The organism is Dyella sp. CR10 (genome assembly GCF_055814425.1).
Map to the genome: position 1 here is coordinate 4,918,763 of NZ_CP185986.1, position 17,487 is coordinate 4,936,249.

14 protein-coding genes are annotated in these 17,487 nt (G+C 59.6%); 4 read left to right on the forward strand and 10 right to left on the reverse strand.

Annotated elements, in window-relative coordinates; translation table 11 throughout:
• The first annotated feature begins 2 nt into the window (after nt 1-2).
• The 3 genes from ACNR9O_RS22035 to ACNR9O_RS22045 all read left to right on the forward strand — a co-directional run bounded on the left by ACNR9O_RS22035 (nt 3) and on the right by ACNR9O_RS22045 (nt 5,718).
• Nucleotides 3-1,700: a site-specific DNA-methyltransferase gene (locus ACNR9O_RS22035; RefSeq protein WP_473684713.1), complete on the forward strand. Its 1,698-nt coding sequence runs from the start codon at nt 3-5 to the stop codon at nt 1,698-1,700.
• A 94-nt stretch (nt 1,701-1,794) separates the two neighbouring features.
• Nucleotides 1,795-4,524 (forward strand): DEAD/DEAH box helicase, encoded by a 2,730-nt coding sequence (locus ACNR9O_RS22040; protein WP_473684711.1) that lies wholly within the window; start codon nt 1,795-1,797, stop codon nt 4,522-4,524.
• Nucleotides 4,525-4,539: 15 nt separating this feature from the next.
• The gene (locus tag ACNR9O_RS22045) at nt 4,540-5,718 is read left to right on the forward strand and encodes a hypothetical protein (protein WP_473684709.1); all 1,179 of its coding nucleotides are present in this window, start codon (nt 4,540-4,542) and stop codon (nt 5,716-5,718) included.
• A 230-nt stretch (nt 5,719-5,948) separates the two neighbouring features.
• On the opposite strand, the gene ACNR9O_RS22050 is transcribed toward ACNR9O_RS22045, so the two are convergent.
• The 3 genes from ACNR9O_RS22050 to ACNR9O_RS22060 are packed head-to-tail and all read right to left on the reverse strand — an operon-like array spanning nt 5,949 to nt 9,303.
• Nucleotides 5,949-6,854, reverse strand: coding sequence for a plasmid partitioning protein RepB C-terminal domain-containing protein (locus ACNR9O_RS22050; RefSeq protein WP_473684707.1), 906 nt, complete (start codon nt 6,852-6,854; stop codon nt 5,949-5,951).
• Nucleotides 6,851-7,750: a plasmid partitioning protein RepB C-terminal domain-containing protein gene (locus ACNR9O_RS22055; protein WP_473684705.1), complete on the reverse strand. Its 900-nt coding sequence runs from the start codon at nt 7,748-7,750 to the stop codon at nt 6,851-6,853. Before ACNR9O_RS22055 ends, ACNR9O_RS22050 begins: the two co-directional genes overlap by 4 nt.
• Nucleotides 7,747-9,303, reverse strand: coding sequence for a recombinase family protein (locus tag ACNR9O_RS22060; protein ID WP_473684703.1), 1,557 nt, complete (start codon nt 9,301-9,303; stop codon nt 7,747-7,749). The genes ACNR9O_RS22055 and ACNR9O_RS22060 overlap by 4 nt, the downstream gene beginning before the upstream one ends.
• Before the next feature lie 505 nt (nt 9,304-9,808).
• Here ACNR9O_RS22060 and ACNR9O_RS22065 point away from each other — a divergent pair.
• Nucleotides 9,809-10,237 carry a hypothetical protein gene (locus ACNR9O_RS22065; RefSeq protein ID WP_473684701.1) on the forward strand — a complete coding sequence of 143 codons (429 nt, stop codon included), beginning with the start codon at nt 9,809-9,811 and terminating at the stop codon, nt 10,235-10,237.
• Here the strand turns inward: ACNR9O_RS22065 and ACNR9O_RS22070 are convergent.
• The 7 genes from ACNR9O_RS22070 to ACNR9O_RS22100 all read right to left on the reverse strand — a co-directional run bounded on the left by ACNR9O_RS22070 (nt 10,216) and on the right by ACNR9O_RS22100 (nt 17,114).
• Nucleotides 10,216-10,794, reverse strand: coding sequence for a GIY-YIG nuclease family protein (locus ACNR9O_RS22070; protein ID WP_473684699.1), 579 nt, complete (start codon nt 10,792-10,794; stop codon nt 10,216-10,218). The genes ACNR9O_RS22065 and ACNR9O_RS22070 overlap by 22 nt on opposite strands.
• A gap of 750 nt (nt 10,795-11,544) precedes the next feature.
• Nucleotides 11,545-11,955, reverse strand: coding sequence for a tRNA (N6-threonylcarbamoyladenosine(37)-N6)-methyltransferase TrmO (tsaA, locus tag ACNR9O_RS22075; protein ID WP_473684697.1), 411 nt, complete (start codon nt 11,953-11,955; stop codon nt 11,545-11,547).
• 33 nt (nt 11,956-11,988) lie between these two features.
• On the reverse strand, nt 11,989-13,776 hold the full coding sequence (locus ACNR9O_RS22080; RefSeq protein WP_473684695.1) for a GGDEF domain-containing protein: 1,788 nt from the start codon (nt 13,774-13,776) through the stop codon (nt 11,989-11,991).
• A 57-nt stretch (nt 13,777-13,833) separates the two neighbouring features.
• Nucleotides 13,834-14,130 (reverse strand): hypothetical protein, encoded by a 297-nt coding sequence (locus ACNR9O_RS22085; protein WP_473684693.1) that lies wholly within the window; start codon nt 14,128-14,130, stop codon nt 13,834-13,836.
• A gap of 194 nt (nt 14,131-14,324) precedes the next feature.
• The gene (locus ACNR9O_RS22090; RefSeq protein WP_473684691.1) at nt 14,325-15,134 is read right to left on the reverse strand and encodes an SAM-dependent methyltransferase; all 810 of its coding nucleotides are present in this window, start codon (nt 15,132-15,134) and stop codon (nt 14,325-14,327) included.
• Nucleotides 15,135-15,294: 160 nt separating this feature from the next.
• Nucleotides 15,295-16,419 (reverse strand): hypothetical protein, encoded by a 1,125-nt coding sequence (locus ACNR9O_RS22095; RefSeq protein WP_473684689.1) that lies wholly within the window; start codon nt 16,417-16,419, stop codon nt 15,295-15,297.
• A 440-nt stretch (nt 16,420-16,859) separates the two neighbouring features.
• Nucleotides 16,860-17,114 carry a hypothetical protein gene (locus tag ACNR9O_RS22100; RefSeq protein WP_473684687.1) on the reverse strand — a complete coding sequence of 85 codons (255 nt, stop codon included), beginning with the start codon at nt 17,112-17,114 and terminating at the stop codon, nt 16,860-16,862.
• Nucleotides 17,115-17,487: the final 373 nt, after the last annotated feature.

Below are 17,487 nucleotides of genomic sequence, written 5' to 3' on the forward strand. Positions count from 1 at the left end.
ATATGTCAAAGAACCAGAAACTCGAACTCACCTGGATTGGGAAGGAAAAGCGACCGAAGCTGGAGCCGCGCATCCTGCTGGAGGATGCGTTGCTGTCCTATCACGCGAAGCACCGGTTATCGGATGCGGACATCTTCGACAACCGGCTGATCTTCGGTGACAACCTGCTGGCGTTGAAGGCGTTGGAGCAGGAGTTTTCGGGCAAGGTGAAGTGCGTGTTTATTGATCCTCCGTACAACACTGGTAGTGCGTTCGCGCATTACGACGACGGGTTGGAGCATTCGATCTGGCTTGGGTTGATGCGTGATCGGCTTGAGGTCATCAGGCGGCTGATGGCGGACGATGGTTCGTTGTGGATCACGATTGATGACAATGAGGCGCACTACCTAAAAGTGCTGTGTGATGAGGTGTTCGGTCGCGCCAATTTTGTTGCAAATTGCTTGTGGCAAAAGGTTTACAGCGAGCGTATGGATGCGAAAGGATTTAGCGTCTCGCATGACCATGTGCTTGTTTATAGGAAAACCGAACAGTTCTCTCCGAGACAGCTTCCTAAAGACCAGAACGCTGCGCAATTTGGTTTCTATGATGAAGCGGAAGGAAAATATTATCGACGTCGATCTTTGCGAAAAGAGGGTTCTGAATCGCTCAGGCAAGATCGTCCTTCTATGTGGTATGCGATTCGTGCGCCTGATGGTTCAGATATTTGGCCCATTAAGCCGGATGGAACAGAGGGTCGCTGGCGATGGAAAAAGGAGAATGTTCCAGAGAATCTTCCTCAGCTTGATTTCATCCAGAAAGATGGTCGATGGGAAATCTATGTCAAGCAATATATCGAGGAAAATCCTTCACGCCCTCCAGCAACTTTTTGGCCAAGTGAGGAAGTTGGTCACAACCATGAAGCCAAACTTGAAGTTCGTGCATTTAACAGTGTCGATGTCTTTAGTACGCCGAAGCCAGAGAGGTTGTTGAAGCGCGTGCTCGATATTGGAACCAGAGCGGGTGACCTTGTGCTTGATTCCTTCGCCGGGTCGGGCACAACGGGCGCGGTTGCGCACAAGATGGGCAGGCGCTGGATCATGGTCGAACTGGGGGAGCATATCCACACGCACATCATCCCGCGTCTGAAGAAGGTGATTGATGGCCAGGACAAGGCAGGCGTGACTGGAAGCACTGGCTGGCAGGCTGGTGGCGGTTTCCGCTACTACAAGCTCGCGTCGAGCCTAATCGTCAACGACCGTTGGGGCAATCCGATCATCAACCCGGAATACAACGCCGCAAATTTGGCCGAGGCCTTGTGCAAGCTAGAAGGATTCCACTACGCACCATCTGAAACCCGCTGGTGGCAGCACGGACATTCCAGTGAGCGGGATTTCCTCTACGTCACCACCCAAAACCTGTCGGCTGACCAGTTGCAGGCCTTGAGCGATGAAGTCGGCGCCGAACAAAGCTTGTTGGTGTGCTGCTCCGCCTTCCATGGTGTCAGTGTGGACAAGGCGGCGGAGCGCTGGACGAACCTGACCCTGAAGAAGATTCCGAAGATGGTGCTGGCTCGCTGCGAATGGAGCCATGATGATTACAGCTTAAACGTGGCGAATCTGCCGCTGGCTGAACCTGATGCGGCTCCAGCGGTGGCAGTCACGCCTGTGCGCAAAAGGCGCACGGCCAGTACCGGGCCTGACCTGTTCGGCAACGGAGAGTGAGGCGCGTGATGAGCCTGGGCGCCATTGTGCGGCCGGTCAAGCAGCTTGAGCAAAGCAAAAAAGCTTTGCCAAGAAAGAAGGACAAGGGGAAGAAATGAGTTCGCAAAAATTGCACCATGTCATAGGCCGTCTGTCGCTTCGCCCGCCGCAGGCCGAATCGCTGGCAAGGTTGAAGAAGGCACTAGATGCAGCACCGGGAGTGCTGAAACAGGGGCAGGATGTTTCCGCCATTCTGTCCACTTTGAAGGCGCAGTTCACTACTCTGGAGGAGTTCGAGCGCGATTTCCCTTCGCTATGCTTCGCCTTAGCTACCGGTGTGGGCAAAACTCGTCTGATGGGCGCTTTTGTCTCCTATCTGCATCTGGCGCACGGCATCAATAACTTCTTCGTGCTCGCTCCGAACCTGACCATCTACAACAAGCTGATCGACGACTTCACCCCAAACATGCCCAAGTACGTGTTCAAGGGCATCGGTGAGTTCGCCATCAATGCCCCACGCGTCATCACCGGCGACAATTACGAGCAGCAGAACCTGACCGGTGGCGAGTTGTTCAGTGAAGTCCGCATCAACATTTTCAACATCTCCAAGATCAATTCCGAAGTGCGCGGTGGCAAGGAGCCGCGCATAAAGCGGATGCGTGAAGTGCTGGGTGACAGCTACTTCAACTATCTGGCGAGCCTGCCGGACTTGGTGCTATTGATGGACGAATCGCACCGCTACCGTGCCAGCGCGGGCGTGCGCTCCATCAACGAATTGAAACCTCTGCTCGGCTTGGAGTTGACTGCCACCCCCTTTGTGGAATCCACGCGCGGACCCGTGCCGTTCAAGAACGTGGTGATGGACTACCCTTTGGCGCAGGCGATGGAAGACGGCTTCGTCAAGGAGCCGGCGGTCGTCACCCAGCGTAACTTCGATCCGAAAGCACATACACCGGAAGCACTGGAGAAGACCAAGCTGGAAGACGGCGTACGCCTGCACGAAACCACTAAGGTCGAATTGCTCACCTATGCCCGCGAGAACGGCGTAAAGCAGGTCAAGCCGTTCATGCTGGTGATCGCACGGGATATTACGCATGCGGCTCAGTTGCTCTCTCTGCTTGAATCGAAAGACTTTTACGAAGGCCGCTACAAGGGCAAGGTCATCCAGGTCGATTCCAGCCGTTCCGGTGCGGAAGAGGAGGAGATGATTACCCGCCTGCTGGCAGTGGAAAACGTGGACGAGCCGACCGAGATCGTCATCCACGTCAACATGCTTAAGGAAGGTTGGGACGTGACCAATCTATACACCATCGTCCCGCTGCGCGCCGCCAATGCCCGCACGTTGGTGGAGCAATCCATCGGTCGAGGTCTGCGCTTGCCTTATGGAAAGCGCACAGGTGTGGAAGCAGTGGATCGGCTAAACATCATCGCCCATGACAGGTTTCAGGAAATCATCGATGACTCTCGCAAAGGCGATTCGCCGATTAAACTAAAGCAACTCATTCTCGATGCACCCAGCATTGAGGACAAGAAGGCCAGTGTGCAGGTGTTATCCGGCGTTGAAGATCGTCTTGGCCTGAACACTTCGCCGCAAGCGGTGCCCACGGCCCCAAAGGCCGCAGGAGGTGCGGAAAAGCCAGCCCTCCCATCGGCTCCGGTCTTCAATAACGATGCGGAAAAGGCCGCTGCGCGCGCCACGTTGGAAGCTATCAAGGAACTGGAAACCGATAAGCAACTGGTTCCCAACAGCGGTGCGCTGACCAATCTCGACGTGCAGAAGAAGCTAATCGAAAAGGTCGTAGAGAGGCTGAAATCAAAGCAGGGGAACCTGCTGGGCGACGCTGACGAGAACGCCCAGCCCATCGACATTGCGGCTGTTGTGGAGGCCACCTCGAAAGTGGTGGTGGAAGGAACGATAGATATTCCCCGCATCGCGGTGGTGCCCACTGGTGAAGTAACTACTGGCTTCCACCCTTTCGAGTTGGATGTCAGTCAGCTGAATCTCCAGCCTGGCCAGCGCGAGATCATTATTCACAACCTGCATACCGACGAGCAGGATACGCTTTCGGTGGAGGCTGGTCTGACGGAAAAACGGCCCGAGGACTATATCGTCCATGCTCTCATCAACTTCGATGACATCGATTACTTCACCCAGGCCGAACTACTGTACGACTTGGCAAACCAGATGGTGGCGCATCTGCAAAGCTATCTGTCGAAGTCCGAAGTGATCGAAGTTCTGGACAGGGATCGGCAGTTGATTGCGAAGCAGATCCACGCGCAAATGATGGCCCACTTCTGGGAGCAGGCGGCTGACTACGAAGTGCAGGTCAGCCGAGGCTTCACTGAACTCAAGCCCTGCAACTACACCACCACGGCAGGCCAGCCGCCGCGGCACTACAAAGACACCGAATTTGAGTTGAGCAAGATCAAGCAATATTTGTTTGGCGGCTTTCAGAAGTGTCTGTATCCATTCCAGAAGTTCGATTCGGATTCGGAGCGTCGTTTCTCCGTCATTTTGGAGCGCGATTCGCTCAAGTGGTTCAAGCCTGCCAAGGGGCAATTTCAGATGTACTACAAGCTCGGCATCGAGCAACCGGAGTACATCCCCGACTTCGTCGTGGAAACAGACAAGGCCATCCTGATGGCAGAAACCAAGAAGAAAGACGACATGCAAACGGCAGAAGTGAAGGCCAAGGCAGGGGCGGCGGCAAGGTGGTGCAAGTACGCTTCCGACCACGCGCTGACACTTGGCGGTAAGCCGTGGAAGTATCTGCTGATCCCGCATGACGAAATCGTCGAGAACAAGACGCTTACTGATTACATGCGGTTCGAGTGCAAGCCGTAGTTTGGGTGGGGCAAAATGTCTGAACGAATGTTGCCTTTTTCAGGGATTGATTGGGCTGAAGTAACGACTTCAACCGAGAGCCCCATCAAGTTGTGTTTGCGTAAGGGCGTTCCCGTCTATATCAAAGTGAGAAGAGATAGTCAGGTTGTATATCGTCATCATCTCGCATCCATCGGGCTCCACGAAAAGCTCAGTTTTCAGCTTATAGATAAATTTTCTCTACTCGGGCCTGCCTGGAAAGCCGGGTATGTTCCAGCTGACAAATTTCCCTTCAAGGGATTTTGCGAGGAGCTCGCTTTTCTGGCTCTCGATGACGAATCGCTAGCAGAGATCGACATTTCTCGATCCTGCCATGTTTCAAGTTTTTCAGGCTGGGGCTTTGCCATTCCCCGTCCTTATGAGATCACGGGCTACTCGCGTGGTGGGCTTGCTAATAGGAAGCCTTTGAGGATCGAGGTTCCCACCCTGACTAGAGTTGAGTTTGAGCGAGCGCTCATTGTCGACAAGAAGGCCCGAGAGGAACCTCTGGCGAGGACAGCTCGGATAAATGCGACGCCCCCTGAGCATTTCGCTATCCAAGTCGAGGTTCGTGAGGACGATTTGTATCTCACTTCGACCGACTTCGAGGAGCTAAAAGGGGGGATGCGGCAGAACTATGAGCTGGTCGACTATCCATTCGATCACGCCAATCGCATGCCAGGTATCTACTGGATGTTCCAGGCAGCATACGCGCTGAACAACCAACACTTGATCGGCGAGAATGAGGTTTTAGAGTGGCTTAGAGCTAAATGCGCCGGGGCTGTATTCCGAGGTAAGAAAGGCGCCTTTGCCGCAAAGCTCATCCCAGTGAAATTGGATCGGGCAAAAGGGCGAAAGCGCGGACCCATGCCGCTGAAGATATGGGACTTGAAGAATTGGGCGAACAGTCCCGAGCTGTTGACGTTCCCGTTTGTTAGCGACGGGTTGACGTTGACACTAGCCGTCGCAGAGTGGTGGGTGGAGCGGCTGGAGCAAGACCCGAACGTGTCGAGGGTCGTGTTGGCGAAGCAGGTGTACGAACAGAACTTCGACAAGACGGAAACCGACTACGTTGTTCGCCTGATCGACGGGGTTGGGCTTTCCAAGGATCAGGAACTCGAGTTTGGAAAGTGGGCGAACGAAAAGGACAAAAGGGTCAAGTCCAAGGCGTTATAGCCAGGTAGATCCTAAATAAGTGAGTAAGATTGTGAGTAATGAAGGCCTACGGCATGGGAAATAACGCTTACAATCAATGTATTGGCGTTTCTATGTGAATGATGGTGGGGCCGGGTTTGCCCAGCGAAATCCAGGAATTTGGTTAAACCGGCGGAGTCAAAACTACAGCGCTGACCAATGCAGAGAAGCGGCCCCGATCCCTAACCCAGCTCGAAGGGCATATCAGCCCATCAACCTTGCGCCACATCCTCCACTTCGGCGATCTTCTGGAACTCACGCAGATATTCAGGCCGATTTCGCGCCAGCCATTTGACAACAGCATTGCTGCCAAGCAGTTGGGTCAGATGTCCGCGCAGTAACGTTAGGTCGACGACATCCCGGCCATAAGTCTCGGAGACAGTGCTTGTCTTCATTTGAAGAGTGCTCAGCTCTCGCTCCACCCTTGCCATGGCAGAAGCGGTCTCTGTTCGCCTGCGCCCCTTCTCGGCTCTAGGCGAAAGGAGTTCGTCCGATGTGGAGGCCAAGAGAGCCTTTGCAAAGGGAATGCTGAAATTCTGGCTCGCCGCCATCAGCTCAACCGCCTCGATCTGCCGGACGGGTTTGAGCATCTTCAGGACGGCAATGGTCGCCGCTGAGCAGTGTGTGTCTGCCAGTAACGCGGCGGCATCATCACAGATGCCTTCGAGGAGACGTGCGCGTCTTCGAATCGTATCTGGGGACCGCGCAAGCGCCTTTGCAAGGCGCTCGACCGACACCCCCGAATCGATCACCCGAAGAATCATCTTGTGGTCCTGCACTGCCGAAATGCGATTGACCAGTGTATTGAATGTATAGGTGTCATCCGTCTCCGTTAGAAGACAGTCGACGGTTGTTCTTCCAAGATCCCGAAGAGCCTCGATGCGCACGTGCCCATCCACGAGATGGTAGTAGCCCTTCTTCTCCGGGGCGTGCCTGATGACCGGCAGCTCAACCAATCCTTCTTCCCGAATAGAGGAGAAAATCTCTTGCCACTTGGAGGTATTTTTTAGTGATCGGGGAAGGAGTTTGAGTGGCTGTATGCGCTCCAGAGGGACTTCAATTGTCAGAGAAGCAAAGGCTGTTTTAAGCGGAGGCTTGGTATCTAACTGCGCATTCATGGCATGACCCCCATCCGCTCAGCAAGCATCTTGGGCATGGTGTCTAGTTTTTCCGCTTTGATTAGCATGCGAAATTCGGGGACGGCTAGGAGCTCCTTGATGGCGGTTACACAGAAGGCCAGATGTTCGTGCACATACTCAGCCTTTTTAGCCACCAGCCTTTGTTTTTCAGCCTCCTTCTCAAGCAGTCTTCGAAGCTCGGTCGTCGATACTTTTCGCTTTTCAGCTCTAACTGCCGGACGGTACCCACCCCGAATCTGAGGCGATCGATGTGCGCGGGCCTCAAGTAGGCGACGAAGTCGCCCCATCCGCTTACCTCGGATACCTTGCGTATACGCTTCACTCAAGATGTTCTGAATTTCCGGCGTACTGGCCCTAGCGATGTCGACAGCCATGGCAAGGCTAATAACGCCAGTCTGGACGCCCACCAGAAGCCTCTCCTCGCCCTTATCCAGTAGGCTGCCCACCATGTTTACCCAGGACGGACTCGTACCTATGAGTTCGCCAATTTCCGTATCCGTGTGCCCGCGATCACGCAGCCGGCCCACTTCCCTCATGATGTCGATGGGAGACGGCGAGCGCCGGGCGATATTCTCAATGAGACTCATGACAAGGCAGTCTTCTCCATCGGCTTCGACGATAACGGCGGGGATGTGGGTGTGCCCGAGGGCAATCAGCGCTTCCATTCGCCCCTGGCCACAAACGAGGTCGTATTGTTCACCCCCGTCCTTTCGAATATGTCGGCTGACAGTAATGGGGCGTCTGAGTCCAGTGGACCGGATACTTTCCATGATGTTCCGGTGCTGAGTTCGGTCACGCATGCGAGGGTTGAGTACCTGGATCTGGTCGATAGGTATCGATTGGACATTCTGATTGTGGCGGGTGTCTGCTTTCATGCGACCTCCGGATAGCGGATACGTGCAGCAAGGCGGCCCAGGTCCTCAAGGGAGTCCTGCCGGTAGCTATCGATCAAAGGGGAATTTTCGAATCCCAGGTGCCTTGGCCACATGCCAAGGTCAAGCCGGGGGATGAGGTAATAGTCTTGGATGTCCTGACCGGAAGGGCCAAGCCTGCATGCCAGGGTCAAGTCGGGGCAAAGCAAGGTGTCAAAGTGGACACGCCAGCGTAGCCCGCCGTCACGCCTCGCGGAGCAGGGAGCCAGGACCACCGATAATGTCCACTCTGCATTCACGCGGAGAAGATCAGTTCCCGGGTGACGGTCCACCACGCCGCCACCAACATGCAGGGCCGTGACGACCATATCCACGACCTCGGGCCGCCACGCCCGAAGTCGTCGATTGAGTTCGAGAAAGTCGTAGTTCCGGCCGGGGTCGTAACCAATCAGGCGATAAGCGCGGATAAGTCCACCGAAACGGCTTCGGTAGGCGCTGCTGGATGGAAGATCTTCCTGTTCGTCGATAAGGAAACCCGAGAGATCTCCCACCTTGTTCAGCAATCGCCGCAACAAATCGAGCATCTGGATGTCGGACAACTTTTCTGAGCGCGCTGCGATTCGTCTCCGGGCCTCTATGAAGACATCCCGAGAGACGATGCCAGTAAATGCGCCATCGCACCTCACCCATTTCTCTGGTGGATTAGGCCGCGACGGCTGCCTGAGCTTTCCTGAACGACGAGCGTAGACGTTACTCCCTACGTATTTCTCGTTGGTCAGGAGCTGATGGACTGTGCCCCTTGTCCATGGCCTTCCTAAATCAGTGAGGATGCCGCGGTCGTTCAAGTACTGGGCAATCGTCACTTCCGGCAGCTCGTCCTCGATGAACATGCGGTAGACGTCTTGCACGATCCGAACCTCATCTTCAGGGCCCGGTACAAGGATGACCCTATCGGTTTGGATGCTCTTGCGTTCGCCGCGTGCGAGCATTCCCTTCGGTCGTCGCTGACTGTCGATGAGTGACCGTCTCAGACCAAAGCCAGCGGGCCCTGCCTGGTGAAACCCCAAGCCAGCGAGGCGGCACTGGCCGGCGAATACCTTGCTCGAGAGTTCGCGGCTGTACTCGGCAGCCATTGAGCGTTTGACGCCCTTGACGATGGTCGCAAGAGGGCTCCCATCATTGTCGAAAGGCTCGGCAACATAGATGACTCGCACTCCCACGCGGGTACAGCGGTACTCGTAGAAGGCCGCTTCGTCACTGTTTTGGAAACGACCCCAGCGGGAGACGTCGTAGACAAGTACCGCCTCAAAAGGAGCACTCCCCGTCTCGATCTGGTTGAGAAGTTGCTGGAGCGCTTCGCGCCCGCCAATGTCGAGACCGCTCTTGCCCTCGTCACGGAAGGTGCGGACAACATCCATCCCATGGGTAGCCGCATAAGCGTGGATGGCGTCCGACTGGTTCTCGGTACTGTACCGCTGATGGTCGGTGGACATGCGCACGTATTCGGCCACTGGGGTGGCCAGATCAGCCCTGTCAGAGGCTGCTCGGTGTGCCATGACGTTGACTCACGACAGGGCTCAGCGAGCCCGTGGAACCAGAAATGTAGTCCGTTCTTTTCTGCGTAGGAAGCTGTCTCAGTGGAGTTACAGGATGCAAAAAAAGGACCACAGGCAGGCTGCGATCACATGCGGGACGTATCTCTGAGGTTCAATTGATACCGAGAGCTACTTTGCTTGCTTGGCGCTTTGCCTCCGGTGAGAGCTGATAGCTCGCAGCACGAAGGACCTGATCGCCGAACACCGCGCCAAGAAGGCCTTGGCCCAGGCAGAGGCACCCAAGGCATGCGCCAACCGCCCGTCGATTTCTCGTTCGTCGGTTGGCGGCGCGCGACCGGATCGGATCACTGGCACGCGGACAGCCGTGAGTCGGAGCGTCTCAGCTAAGTCTTCCTCGACGGCTACATGCTCGGGCGCCAGGAACGAGACCGGGCAGGGCTGATGGGAACGTGCGACCCATCCGCAGGCGTGCTAAAAATTCAGGCCGAAGGACAGGGAGCGACCGATGCAAGACTCATTCGATCTTGTGATGAAGATGGGGGACGAGCGAATTCGTCCCTTCCTCAACGTGCAGAAACTTGTTCAAGCGCCCCTGTTTCGGGAAGCCCTGACCTACGCGATCGAGCACCACGACAAGCATGGTGACACGCGGTTCATTGCGGAACTGTTTGGCCGCTACAACCGCAGCAACACGCGACGATTCTTGACCGGTTACTTCCGCACCCATGCCGCGCTCCATGTCTCGGTCGAGGACGGCCTAGTGATGCTGGCGAAAGTGACTGAAGAAAGCGCGGCCGTGCTCGCACCTAAGCGAGCCAAGAAGCCCGGTCCTGCGGTCGAGGTCACCGTGAAGAAGCGCAAGACGCCCAAGCGCGTGGACCTGATGGCTCCGTGGATCCGCATGCCGGGGCATTACGGCGGGAAGGGACGTTGAGGGGGCCGGGCCGCGGACAGCCGGATGGCCGTGGGCGTCAGCACGTCCACCTGCATCAGCGCATCGCGTTCCAAATTACCTTGGATCCAGTCGCGCAGCGCCTTGCCCCCGAAGATCCGGGGTGATCGGTTCGTGTTGGCCCGGCGGTTGATATAGCCCAGGATGGGTTCCGGGGCATCTCCGCAATAGATGCTCAGCGTTTCACCGTCGCCGGCCAACGCCTGGGTGCCTTGGCAGCCGGTGTTGAAAAAACCCCGGTCCAGGTAAGTGGCTCCGATCTTCACCTGGATGCTTTCGCGCGCGGGCAACGCGAGGATGCCCACGTGATCGGTGGACGGCAGCGGCAGCGGCGTCCCATTGCCCGTGACGGGCGCAACCTTGGCCCGCTTGCCGCCGTTCCACTCGGGCTTGACGACATTGATAATGCTGTCTTCCAGCCCCGCCGCCAGGTTGAGGTGGAAGTCCCCGATCCGGTGCAACTCGGTGTCCGGGAGTGCGTAGATTTCCACCGCGTGCGCCTGGTTCAAGGCATCCACAATCAACTGGGCGATGCGCACGTTGGTCGTGTCCGTCCTCGGACTCGCCCCCTTGTGTAGGCCGTTCGCGTAGTTGATCAAGCGAGCCCGAAGGGTGCGGGTGGTCTTGCCGACATAGACCACCACGCCGTCCAGGACAAAGGCATACAGCGTGTGCGGGTAGGGCGCCGCAGTGCGCAGGTACCTCGCACCCGCGCCTTGATCAACACATCCTCAGCTGCCCCGTTGTGTCGGCGGCTCCGATCGTTGACCGTGAGCGCCGACAGGCAGTTGCCGACGTCGCTCGTCGGCACCCCAGGGAATCTGTCTTCCAGCCATTCCTGTATCTGCTGGATCGAGCACGGACGCTCCAGATCCCTGATCGCGTCCAATACCCGTTTCCGCTTCGTTGGCACCGTCATCCGTGTTCCCCTGATCGAACGCGCTCATTGTGCCGGGAGCACGCTCAGAGGGCGAGACAGCCTCTTGCCGGAAATTCGACCAGGCCGATTCGCTCGATTTTTGACAAAGGGGAGGGAGACCGAGATGCGTGCGTTGATCGTTGGTGCCAACCGCCATTGCTGATCACAGCAAACCGATCCTCTTGATCAACTTCATCGGAGTGCGCATCCAATGGCATCCACGGTTGTCTTTGTGATCTGGGGGCACTATTGGGGGCATCCTCGATTGCTCTTGTGATATTCATTCTTTAAATACAGAGACATATGTCCATTATGAGAATCCCTCCGGGGCGCCATTTTCTTTCCATGCCTCGCGCATGCTCTCTTCCTCTCAGCGCCTGCCGATATCCGCTTCCAAGGCGGGCTTGAGGTCGATCACCGGCGTACCGTCCAGCGCTTCGAGTTGTGCCACCCGCACGCACGTACCTTCGATCGCCACCACCGTGGTGTGATGCAGGCCGATCGGGTTGGGGCGATGTGGTGCGCGCGTGCTGAACACGCCTTCGCGCGGGCGCGCGGTGTCGCCGCGCGGATGCACGCTGAGTACGTCGCGGCGGGCGCGGTCCAGCCAGGTGAGCACGACCACCGCATCGCCGGGGCGCAGGTTCTGCAGGGCTTCGTGCATGTCCGGCTCGAAGATCAGCCACGCGTCGGGCGCGCCTTCGTCGGGTTGGCGCGGCGCGGTGGCCGCGTCGGTTAGCGGTGATTCGACCCGACCGATGGCTTTCAGCTCGAAGGACATGTGCGGGATCCGGTGAAAGGGAAAGAGAAGGGCTCAGGAACCTGCGCCGGCGCGCCGCATTGGGCCGAGGGCGCCGTGCGCGAGTGTCTCGTCCAGCCAGGTGGCCACCACGCGGTTGCGGCCGTCGCTCTTGGCCCGGTACAGCGCGTGGTCGGCGCGCACCAGCAGCTCGCCGACGTCGTAACCGAAACGCAGCGTGGTCGCCACGCCGAGGCTGGCCGATACGGCCAGCTCGCTGTCTTCCATCGCCGGTATCGCGCCGATCGCTTCGCGCAGCCGCTCGGCGCGCGCCAGTGCCTGCTCCGGCGTGCAGTCGGGCAGCAGCACGGCGAATTCCTCCCCGCCGAGGCGGCCGAACACGTCGCGCGGCCCCAGCAGCGGTTTGCAGGCGGCCACCGTTTCCTGCAGCACCTGGTCGCCGACCACATGGCCGTGGGTGTCGTTGACCTGCTTGAAATGATCCAGGTCGATGATGATCAGCGCCGCGGGCTGGCGCGCCTTCTCGGCCTGGCGCAGCGCCAGTTCCGCTTCTTCGAGGAAATGCTTGCGGTTGCAGATGCCGGTGAGGCTGTCCAGCCGTGACAGCCACATGAAGCGCAACTGCGAACGCTTGAGCCGATACACCCACAGCGCGATGAAACCGAGCACCGTGAGCAGCAGCGCGATGTAGAGGCGGCCGTTCTCTACCGCCTTGCGGTCGAGTGCCTGTTGCAGCCTGAGGATCACATTCTGTTTGTTGAGCGCATCGAGCTGCTGCTTCTTGGCCAGCACCTGCTGGCTGACGATCTGGTAGGCCAGGGATACGGCCGAAAGATCGTCCAGATACCCCTTGTCGGCGGCCATGTATTTTTCGTGGTAACCCAGCGCGGCCTGGTATTCGCCGCGTCGATTGGCGACCTGATAGAGCACGCGGTATGCCGCGCTGGCCGGTTCGGCCGAATAGCTCTTGTTGTTGCTCTCGATGGTCGACTCGGCGAATTTACCGGCTTGGAGCAGGTCGTCCTGCAACAGATAAGCCTGCGCGAGCAGTGCTTCGACGCGCGCGGTCACCGGCGGGTACTGGTCGCGCAGCACGTCGGCGTAGTGGGCGCGCAGCAGGGTGATGGCCTCCTGCGCGCGGCCCTGGCGCAGGAGCAGGCCGGCGATATCCGCACGCATGGCGTTGGAGATCACCGATTCGCTGGATTTCACGCATTCGCTAACGCTCGATTGCAGCGAAGCATCGTCGGGCAGCGCCTTCAGCCGACTGCCGTGATAGGCGGCATGCAGCTTGAAGTACGTCGCCTTGCATGCGTCCTCGCCGGCGGGGAGGCGTGCGAGCATCTGGTCGGCGTAGTTGATCGCCAGCTCGTACTGGCCGGCGGCAATCAGCAATTGCGAGATCTCGCCCAGTCCCTGGTAGCGGATGGTGTCGTCGCTGATCTGCGGAAGCTGGTCGAGCATCTGGCTGAGCAGGGTGAACGCTTCCTGGTAGCGATGCTCCTCGCCCAGGATATTGAGCAGCGTGGCCGAGGCGCGAAAACGCAGCATGGGGTTGCCGGAACCCTGGCTCACTTCGGACAGCAGCTGTCTGGCCTTCGCGTAGTCGCCGCTGTAGGTGGCCTGCCAGGCTTGCAGGTAGCGCAGCCGCCATTGCTCGTCGGGATTGAGTCCGGCCTTGCCCTGCTCGAGCTGATCCAGCAGGCGCAGAAAGGCGTCGTGATCGGAAAGCTTGAGATTGCTGTCCGCCTTGGCCAGCAGGGCGGACAGCGTCGATGAACCGGGCGCGATCTGGGCGGGTGCGGCGACGGCCGCACCCGCCAGGGCAATCAGCACGCACATCAGAGCCCCCTCGGCGACACCGCGTAACCGGTGCATCCAGCGAGGGGCGCTCATCGCTCAGGCCGCGGCGAGCATCGGGCCATGGCGAAGGCTCTGTTCCTCGCCTTCACGCGAAGGCGATTCTTCGCCCTCGTCTTCGTCTTCCTGCTCTTCGTCCTCATCCGGCATCAGGATGCCGAACAGGGCGCCGGTAGCGAGAAGGCGCTCCAGTTCGCCGGCGTCGCCGGCCAGGATCGCGGCGCGCGCGGACGGTTCGATCCCGGCTTGCGCCAGGGCCCGTTCGAGTTCGTCTTTGCGCGCTTCGCGCAACGTCGCATCGCTTCCCATGCGTTCCAGAAATTCGACCACGTCCACGTGTGTTTCCCCCTTATCGTTTTAGATGAATGCGCCCCCGCACATCCGTGACGCGCAGCGCCGTTTCCAGCACCGCCCCCGGGCGTCACGCCGGCCATCATAGCCGGCCTGCCGATGGACTGGCGTCAACGGAACCGCCGGCGATCGAAGGCTTCCCGCCGGCACGTTGCGACGGGCAGCACGTTTTGTGCCAGTCAGCCGACGACGGCCGCGGCACGATCCAGCGCCTCCAGCCGGGCCCGGATCTCCGGCGCCGGCTGCATCGCCTGCGCCGGCGGGATCGCCAGCGTATCGGCCATGCCCAGCGCGACCCCGGGCAGCCGGCCCAGGGTGGTGTGCTCGATGCGCGGACGCTGGAACGGCAGCGTGGCGGCGCGATAGATGATCACCTTGTGTTCTGGCGGATAGTCCTGCGCCAGCACGTCCACCAGCACCTGGCGGTAAGCCGGACCGGTGGCGAAGCGCGTCTGCGAGCGGTCGCCGACCAGTCCCGCCTGCCACAGCACCAGCCATGCGCTGGGATCGATGCGGCGGTGGTAGTAAAGGATCTGGCTGGCGGCGAAATGCTGGCAGCCGCGCGTGCCCGGATCGATGCCCAGGTCGGCGTAGAGGCAGTCCTCGGCAGAAATGCCCGGCTCCATGTGCGCGCGGAAACCCTCGGCGCGCGCCACCTCGATGGCCTTGTGCGGTGCCCAGGCGAACACGCCGGGGTGGCCGTAGAACACGCCGCACACGCGCTTGCCGGCGCGCACTTCGGCCAGCAGCGCGGCGACCATCTCGCGATAGGTCTGCGGGCGCGGCTTGCCCTCGGCGTAGTACGGCTGGAGGCTGCGCACGTCCGGATGCATGCGTGCGATCCACTGCTCCACTACACCGTCGGAGACGCCGGCGAACACCACGTCGGCTTGTTCGATATGGCTGCGCGCCAAGGGGCTGATATGCGAGCCCAGGGTCATTCCGATGCCGACGCAGACCAGGCTGCCGGCCGGTTCCTGCGTTCCCATGCGGTATCCCCTGTCACAGCGCCCGACCGAAAGAGGGACGGAGTATCCGCCGGGCATCCGTCATCGGCAACGCGGTTCGCGCGAAAGACACGGGGCCGCTTTCGCGGCCCCGTGGGTGACATGCGGCAGGCCGTACAGCGTCCGGCCCTGCCGCGCTAGGTCATTGCACGACCGGATGCGTGATATCGCAGCGGTTGGTGTCGTTGGACCAGGTGCTCTGCATGGCGAAGCTGCCGGTGGCCATGCTCACGTTGGCGCTGGCGCCCTGGCCGCTGCTGATCCACGCGCACTCGTCGCCGTTCTCCTGCCCCTTGGAGGTGGAGTGCGTGTGGTTGGTCCAGCCACCGGCCGGGTTCTGGTCGGTCACGGTCTCGGCGTACTCGTGGCCGTTGACGATCGAGAAGCCGTCCAGCAGGCCGGCGCCGCCGCTGTTGACGAAGTTCTGGCCGCAACTCGAACCCATGTCGGTGACGTAGGGCATGTTGGTGAAGGCGATATCGCCATACGGCGAGGTCACGCCGGCATCCTTGTTGTAGTCATGCCATGCGCAGAACTGGCCGGTGGAGGTGTTGAAGCCGTCCGGGTGCGTGCCGGTGGGCGACAGGATCACGTACTGCACGTAGCGGTTGGACGCGGCCGTGGTGTTGCCGAAATGCGCGGCGGCGTTGATCGCTTCCTGCGCCAGCTGGGCGGCGGTCGCGTTGCTCGGCGAGGCGACCGAGTTGTCGTACCAGATGCCGGCGAGGGCGCCGCCGGTCGGATAGCCGATGTGCGTCACGCCGCTGGTCGGGCAGGACGTGGCGAGCTTGGCCAGGCCCGAGCCGTCGCAGTACTGGGTCATCACGCCGGACCACAGCTCGTTGTTGGTGCCGAGCCCCTTGAACAGCTTCTGCAGGTAGGGCACGGCGCCATTGAGATCGCCGGAGAGCGTCATGTTGCCGCTGGCATCGGTGCCGGCGGTGCCCCACTGGCTGCCGTACACCACGATGTACACCTTGGGCGTACCGCTGGTGACGCCGATGCCGTCGATGCCGCCGCCGTAGCTGAGCGTCTTGGTGCTGGTGCTGGCGGCCTTCACCAGTGCCTGCTGCGCCGCGTACTGCGTCATGCGGCTGTGCGCTTCGCGCGTGGGCACGGCGCCGTGGCGATACGGATGGCCGTACGACGGCGCGAACGGATTCTCCCAGCCGGGATTTTCCGTGCCGTCATTGGATGCGATCGCGGCGGTGGCGCTCATGCCCATGACAGCCAGCACGGCGGCGATATTCAGAAAACGAGACTTCATGCACTCACTCCCCAGTTCGATGATCTGCAAGGCGCACGAACCTGATGCGGCGCGTGGCCCCATGCAAGGAAACCGCACTCGCGTGCGGCGGATTTTTTGGTGCAGTGCCGATTCCCTCGTTCCGCCGGTGAAAGCACCCGGGCCTCCTGTCAGGCCGCCGGCGGATGAAATGACGGACGACGCTCCCTCCCGATCGCGTGATCCCGGAACCGTCCGCCGTGCCCCCACAGGCGGACGCGCGGACCGTAGGCGAGATAATCGCGACGGTCAACTGGAAAAAATCCAGTTTTGGATACGCGTTTAGGTAATCGAGGAATTGGATCGATATTTCGAAAGTTAATACGTGAAAATCGAAAAAACAAAATCAGAAATCGCTTAGTCGGTCGCCTGCAAAATCGCCAGGTCGCCGTCTCAGCGGGGGTCTCGCCCCGTCGCGCGTTTCAGTGGACGCGATGCCAGATCGCCGACGGCTCCGGCGGATCGTCCGGCGCTTCTTCCAGGTACCGGAAGAACACGATCGGTGCGCCACGCAGGTGGCAGGCGATGCCGTCGAGCAAGGCGAGCCAGTTGCGACCCGGCAGCTGATAGCCGCGCGAGGAAGCGTTGTTTCGCGTGACGGCTGCCGTCTTGCGCCTGGGCGCGGATGGCGGCGATAGCCAATGGAACTCGATGAGAACGACCGGCGTGTTGCGCATGGCATCCACCTCCCCCTTCGGTGATGGAGCGGCCGCCGCCTTGCGGCGGGACTCGATGAGGATTCTGCGCGACCTCGCGCGAAAAACCTCTACCACTTGCCGGCTATGGCTTTCATCCGATGCGATGCGAAGCGAAGCAGTGCTGCGCAACCACGGCAGGATAGTCGGCGCATGCGCGTCACGGGTGATAGATAGATACCGCCTTGCTCCGAATCGCGCGTGACAGAGTTGCCCTACGTTTGCATCGTGACGAAAGCACGCTGCGATAACCGGATGGCGAAGAGGCGAGATTTTCCTTACGCACGATCGTGTTCGTACGCCGCGACGGCCGCCGCGGAATCATCATCGGCAAGCGATGACGAATAGACGTCTG

Coding starts and splice junctions, on each gene's coding strand:
- ACNR9O_RS22035 (WP_473684713.1), top strand. CDS start 3: ATGTCAAAGAACCAGAAACTCGAACTCACCTGGATTGGGAAGGAAAAG.
- ACNR9O_RS22040 (WP_473684711.1), top strand. CDS start 1,795: ATGAGTTCGCAAAAATTGCACCATGTCATAGGCCGTCTGTCGCTTCGC.
- ACNR9O_RS22045 (WP_473684709.1), top strand. CDS start 4,540: ATGTCTGAACGAATGTTGCCTTTTTCAGGGATTGATTGGGCTGAAGTA.
- ACNR9O_RS22050 (WP_473684707.1), bottom strand. CDS start 6,854: ATGAATGCGCAGTTAGATACCAAGCCTCCGCTTAAAACAGCCTTTGCT.
- ACNR9O_RS22055 (WP_473684705.1), bottom strand. CDS start 7,750: ATGAAAGCAGACACCCGCCACAATCAGAATGTCCAATCGATACCTATC.
- ACNR9O_RS22060 (WP_473684703.1), bottom strand. CDS start 9,303: ATGGCACACCGAGCAGCCTCTGACAGGGCTGATCTGGCCACCCCAGTG.
- ACNR9O_RS22065 (WP_473684701.1), top strand. CDS start 9,809: ATGCAAGACTCATTCGATCTTGTGATGAAGATGGGGGACGAGCGAATT.
- tsaA (WP_473684697.1), bottom strand. CDS start 11,955: ATGTCCTTCGAGCTGAAAGCCATCGGTCGGGTCGAATCACCGCTAACC.
- ACNR9O_RS22080 (WP_473684695.1), bottom strand. CDS start 13,776: ATGTGCGTGCTGATTGCCCTGGCGGGTGCGGCCGTCGCCGCACCCGCC.
- ACNR9O_RS22090 (WP_473684691.1), bottom strand. CDS start 15,134: ATGGGAACGCAGGAACCGGCCGGCAGCCTGGTCTGCGTCGGCATCGGA.
- ACNR9O_RS22095 (WP_473684689.1), bottom strand. CDS start 16,419: ATGAAGTCTCGTTTTCTGAATATCGCCGCCGTGCTGGCTGTCATGGGC.
- ACNR9O_RS22100 (WP_473684687.1), bottom strand. CDS start 17,114: ATGCGCAACACGCCGGTCGTTCTCATCGAGTTCCATTGGCTATCGCCG.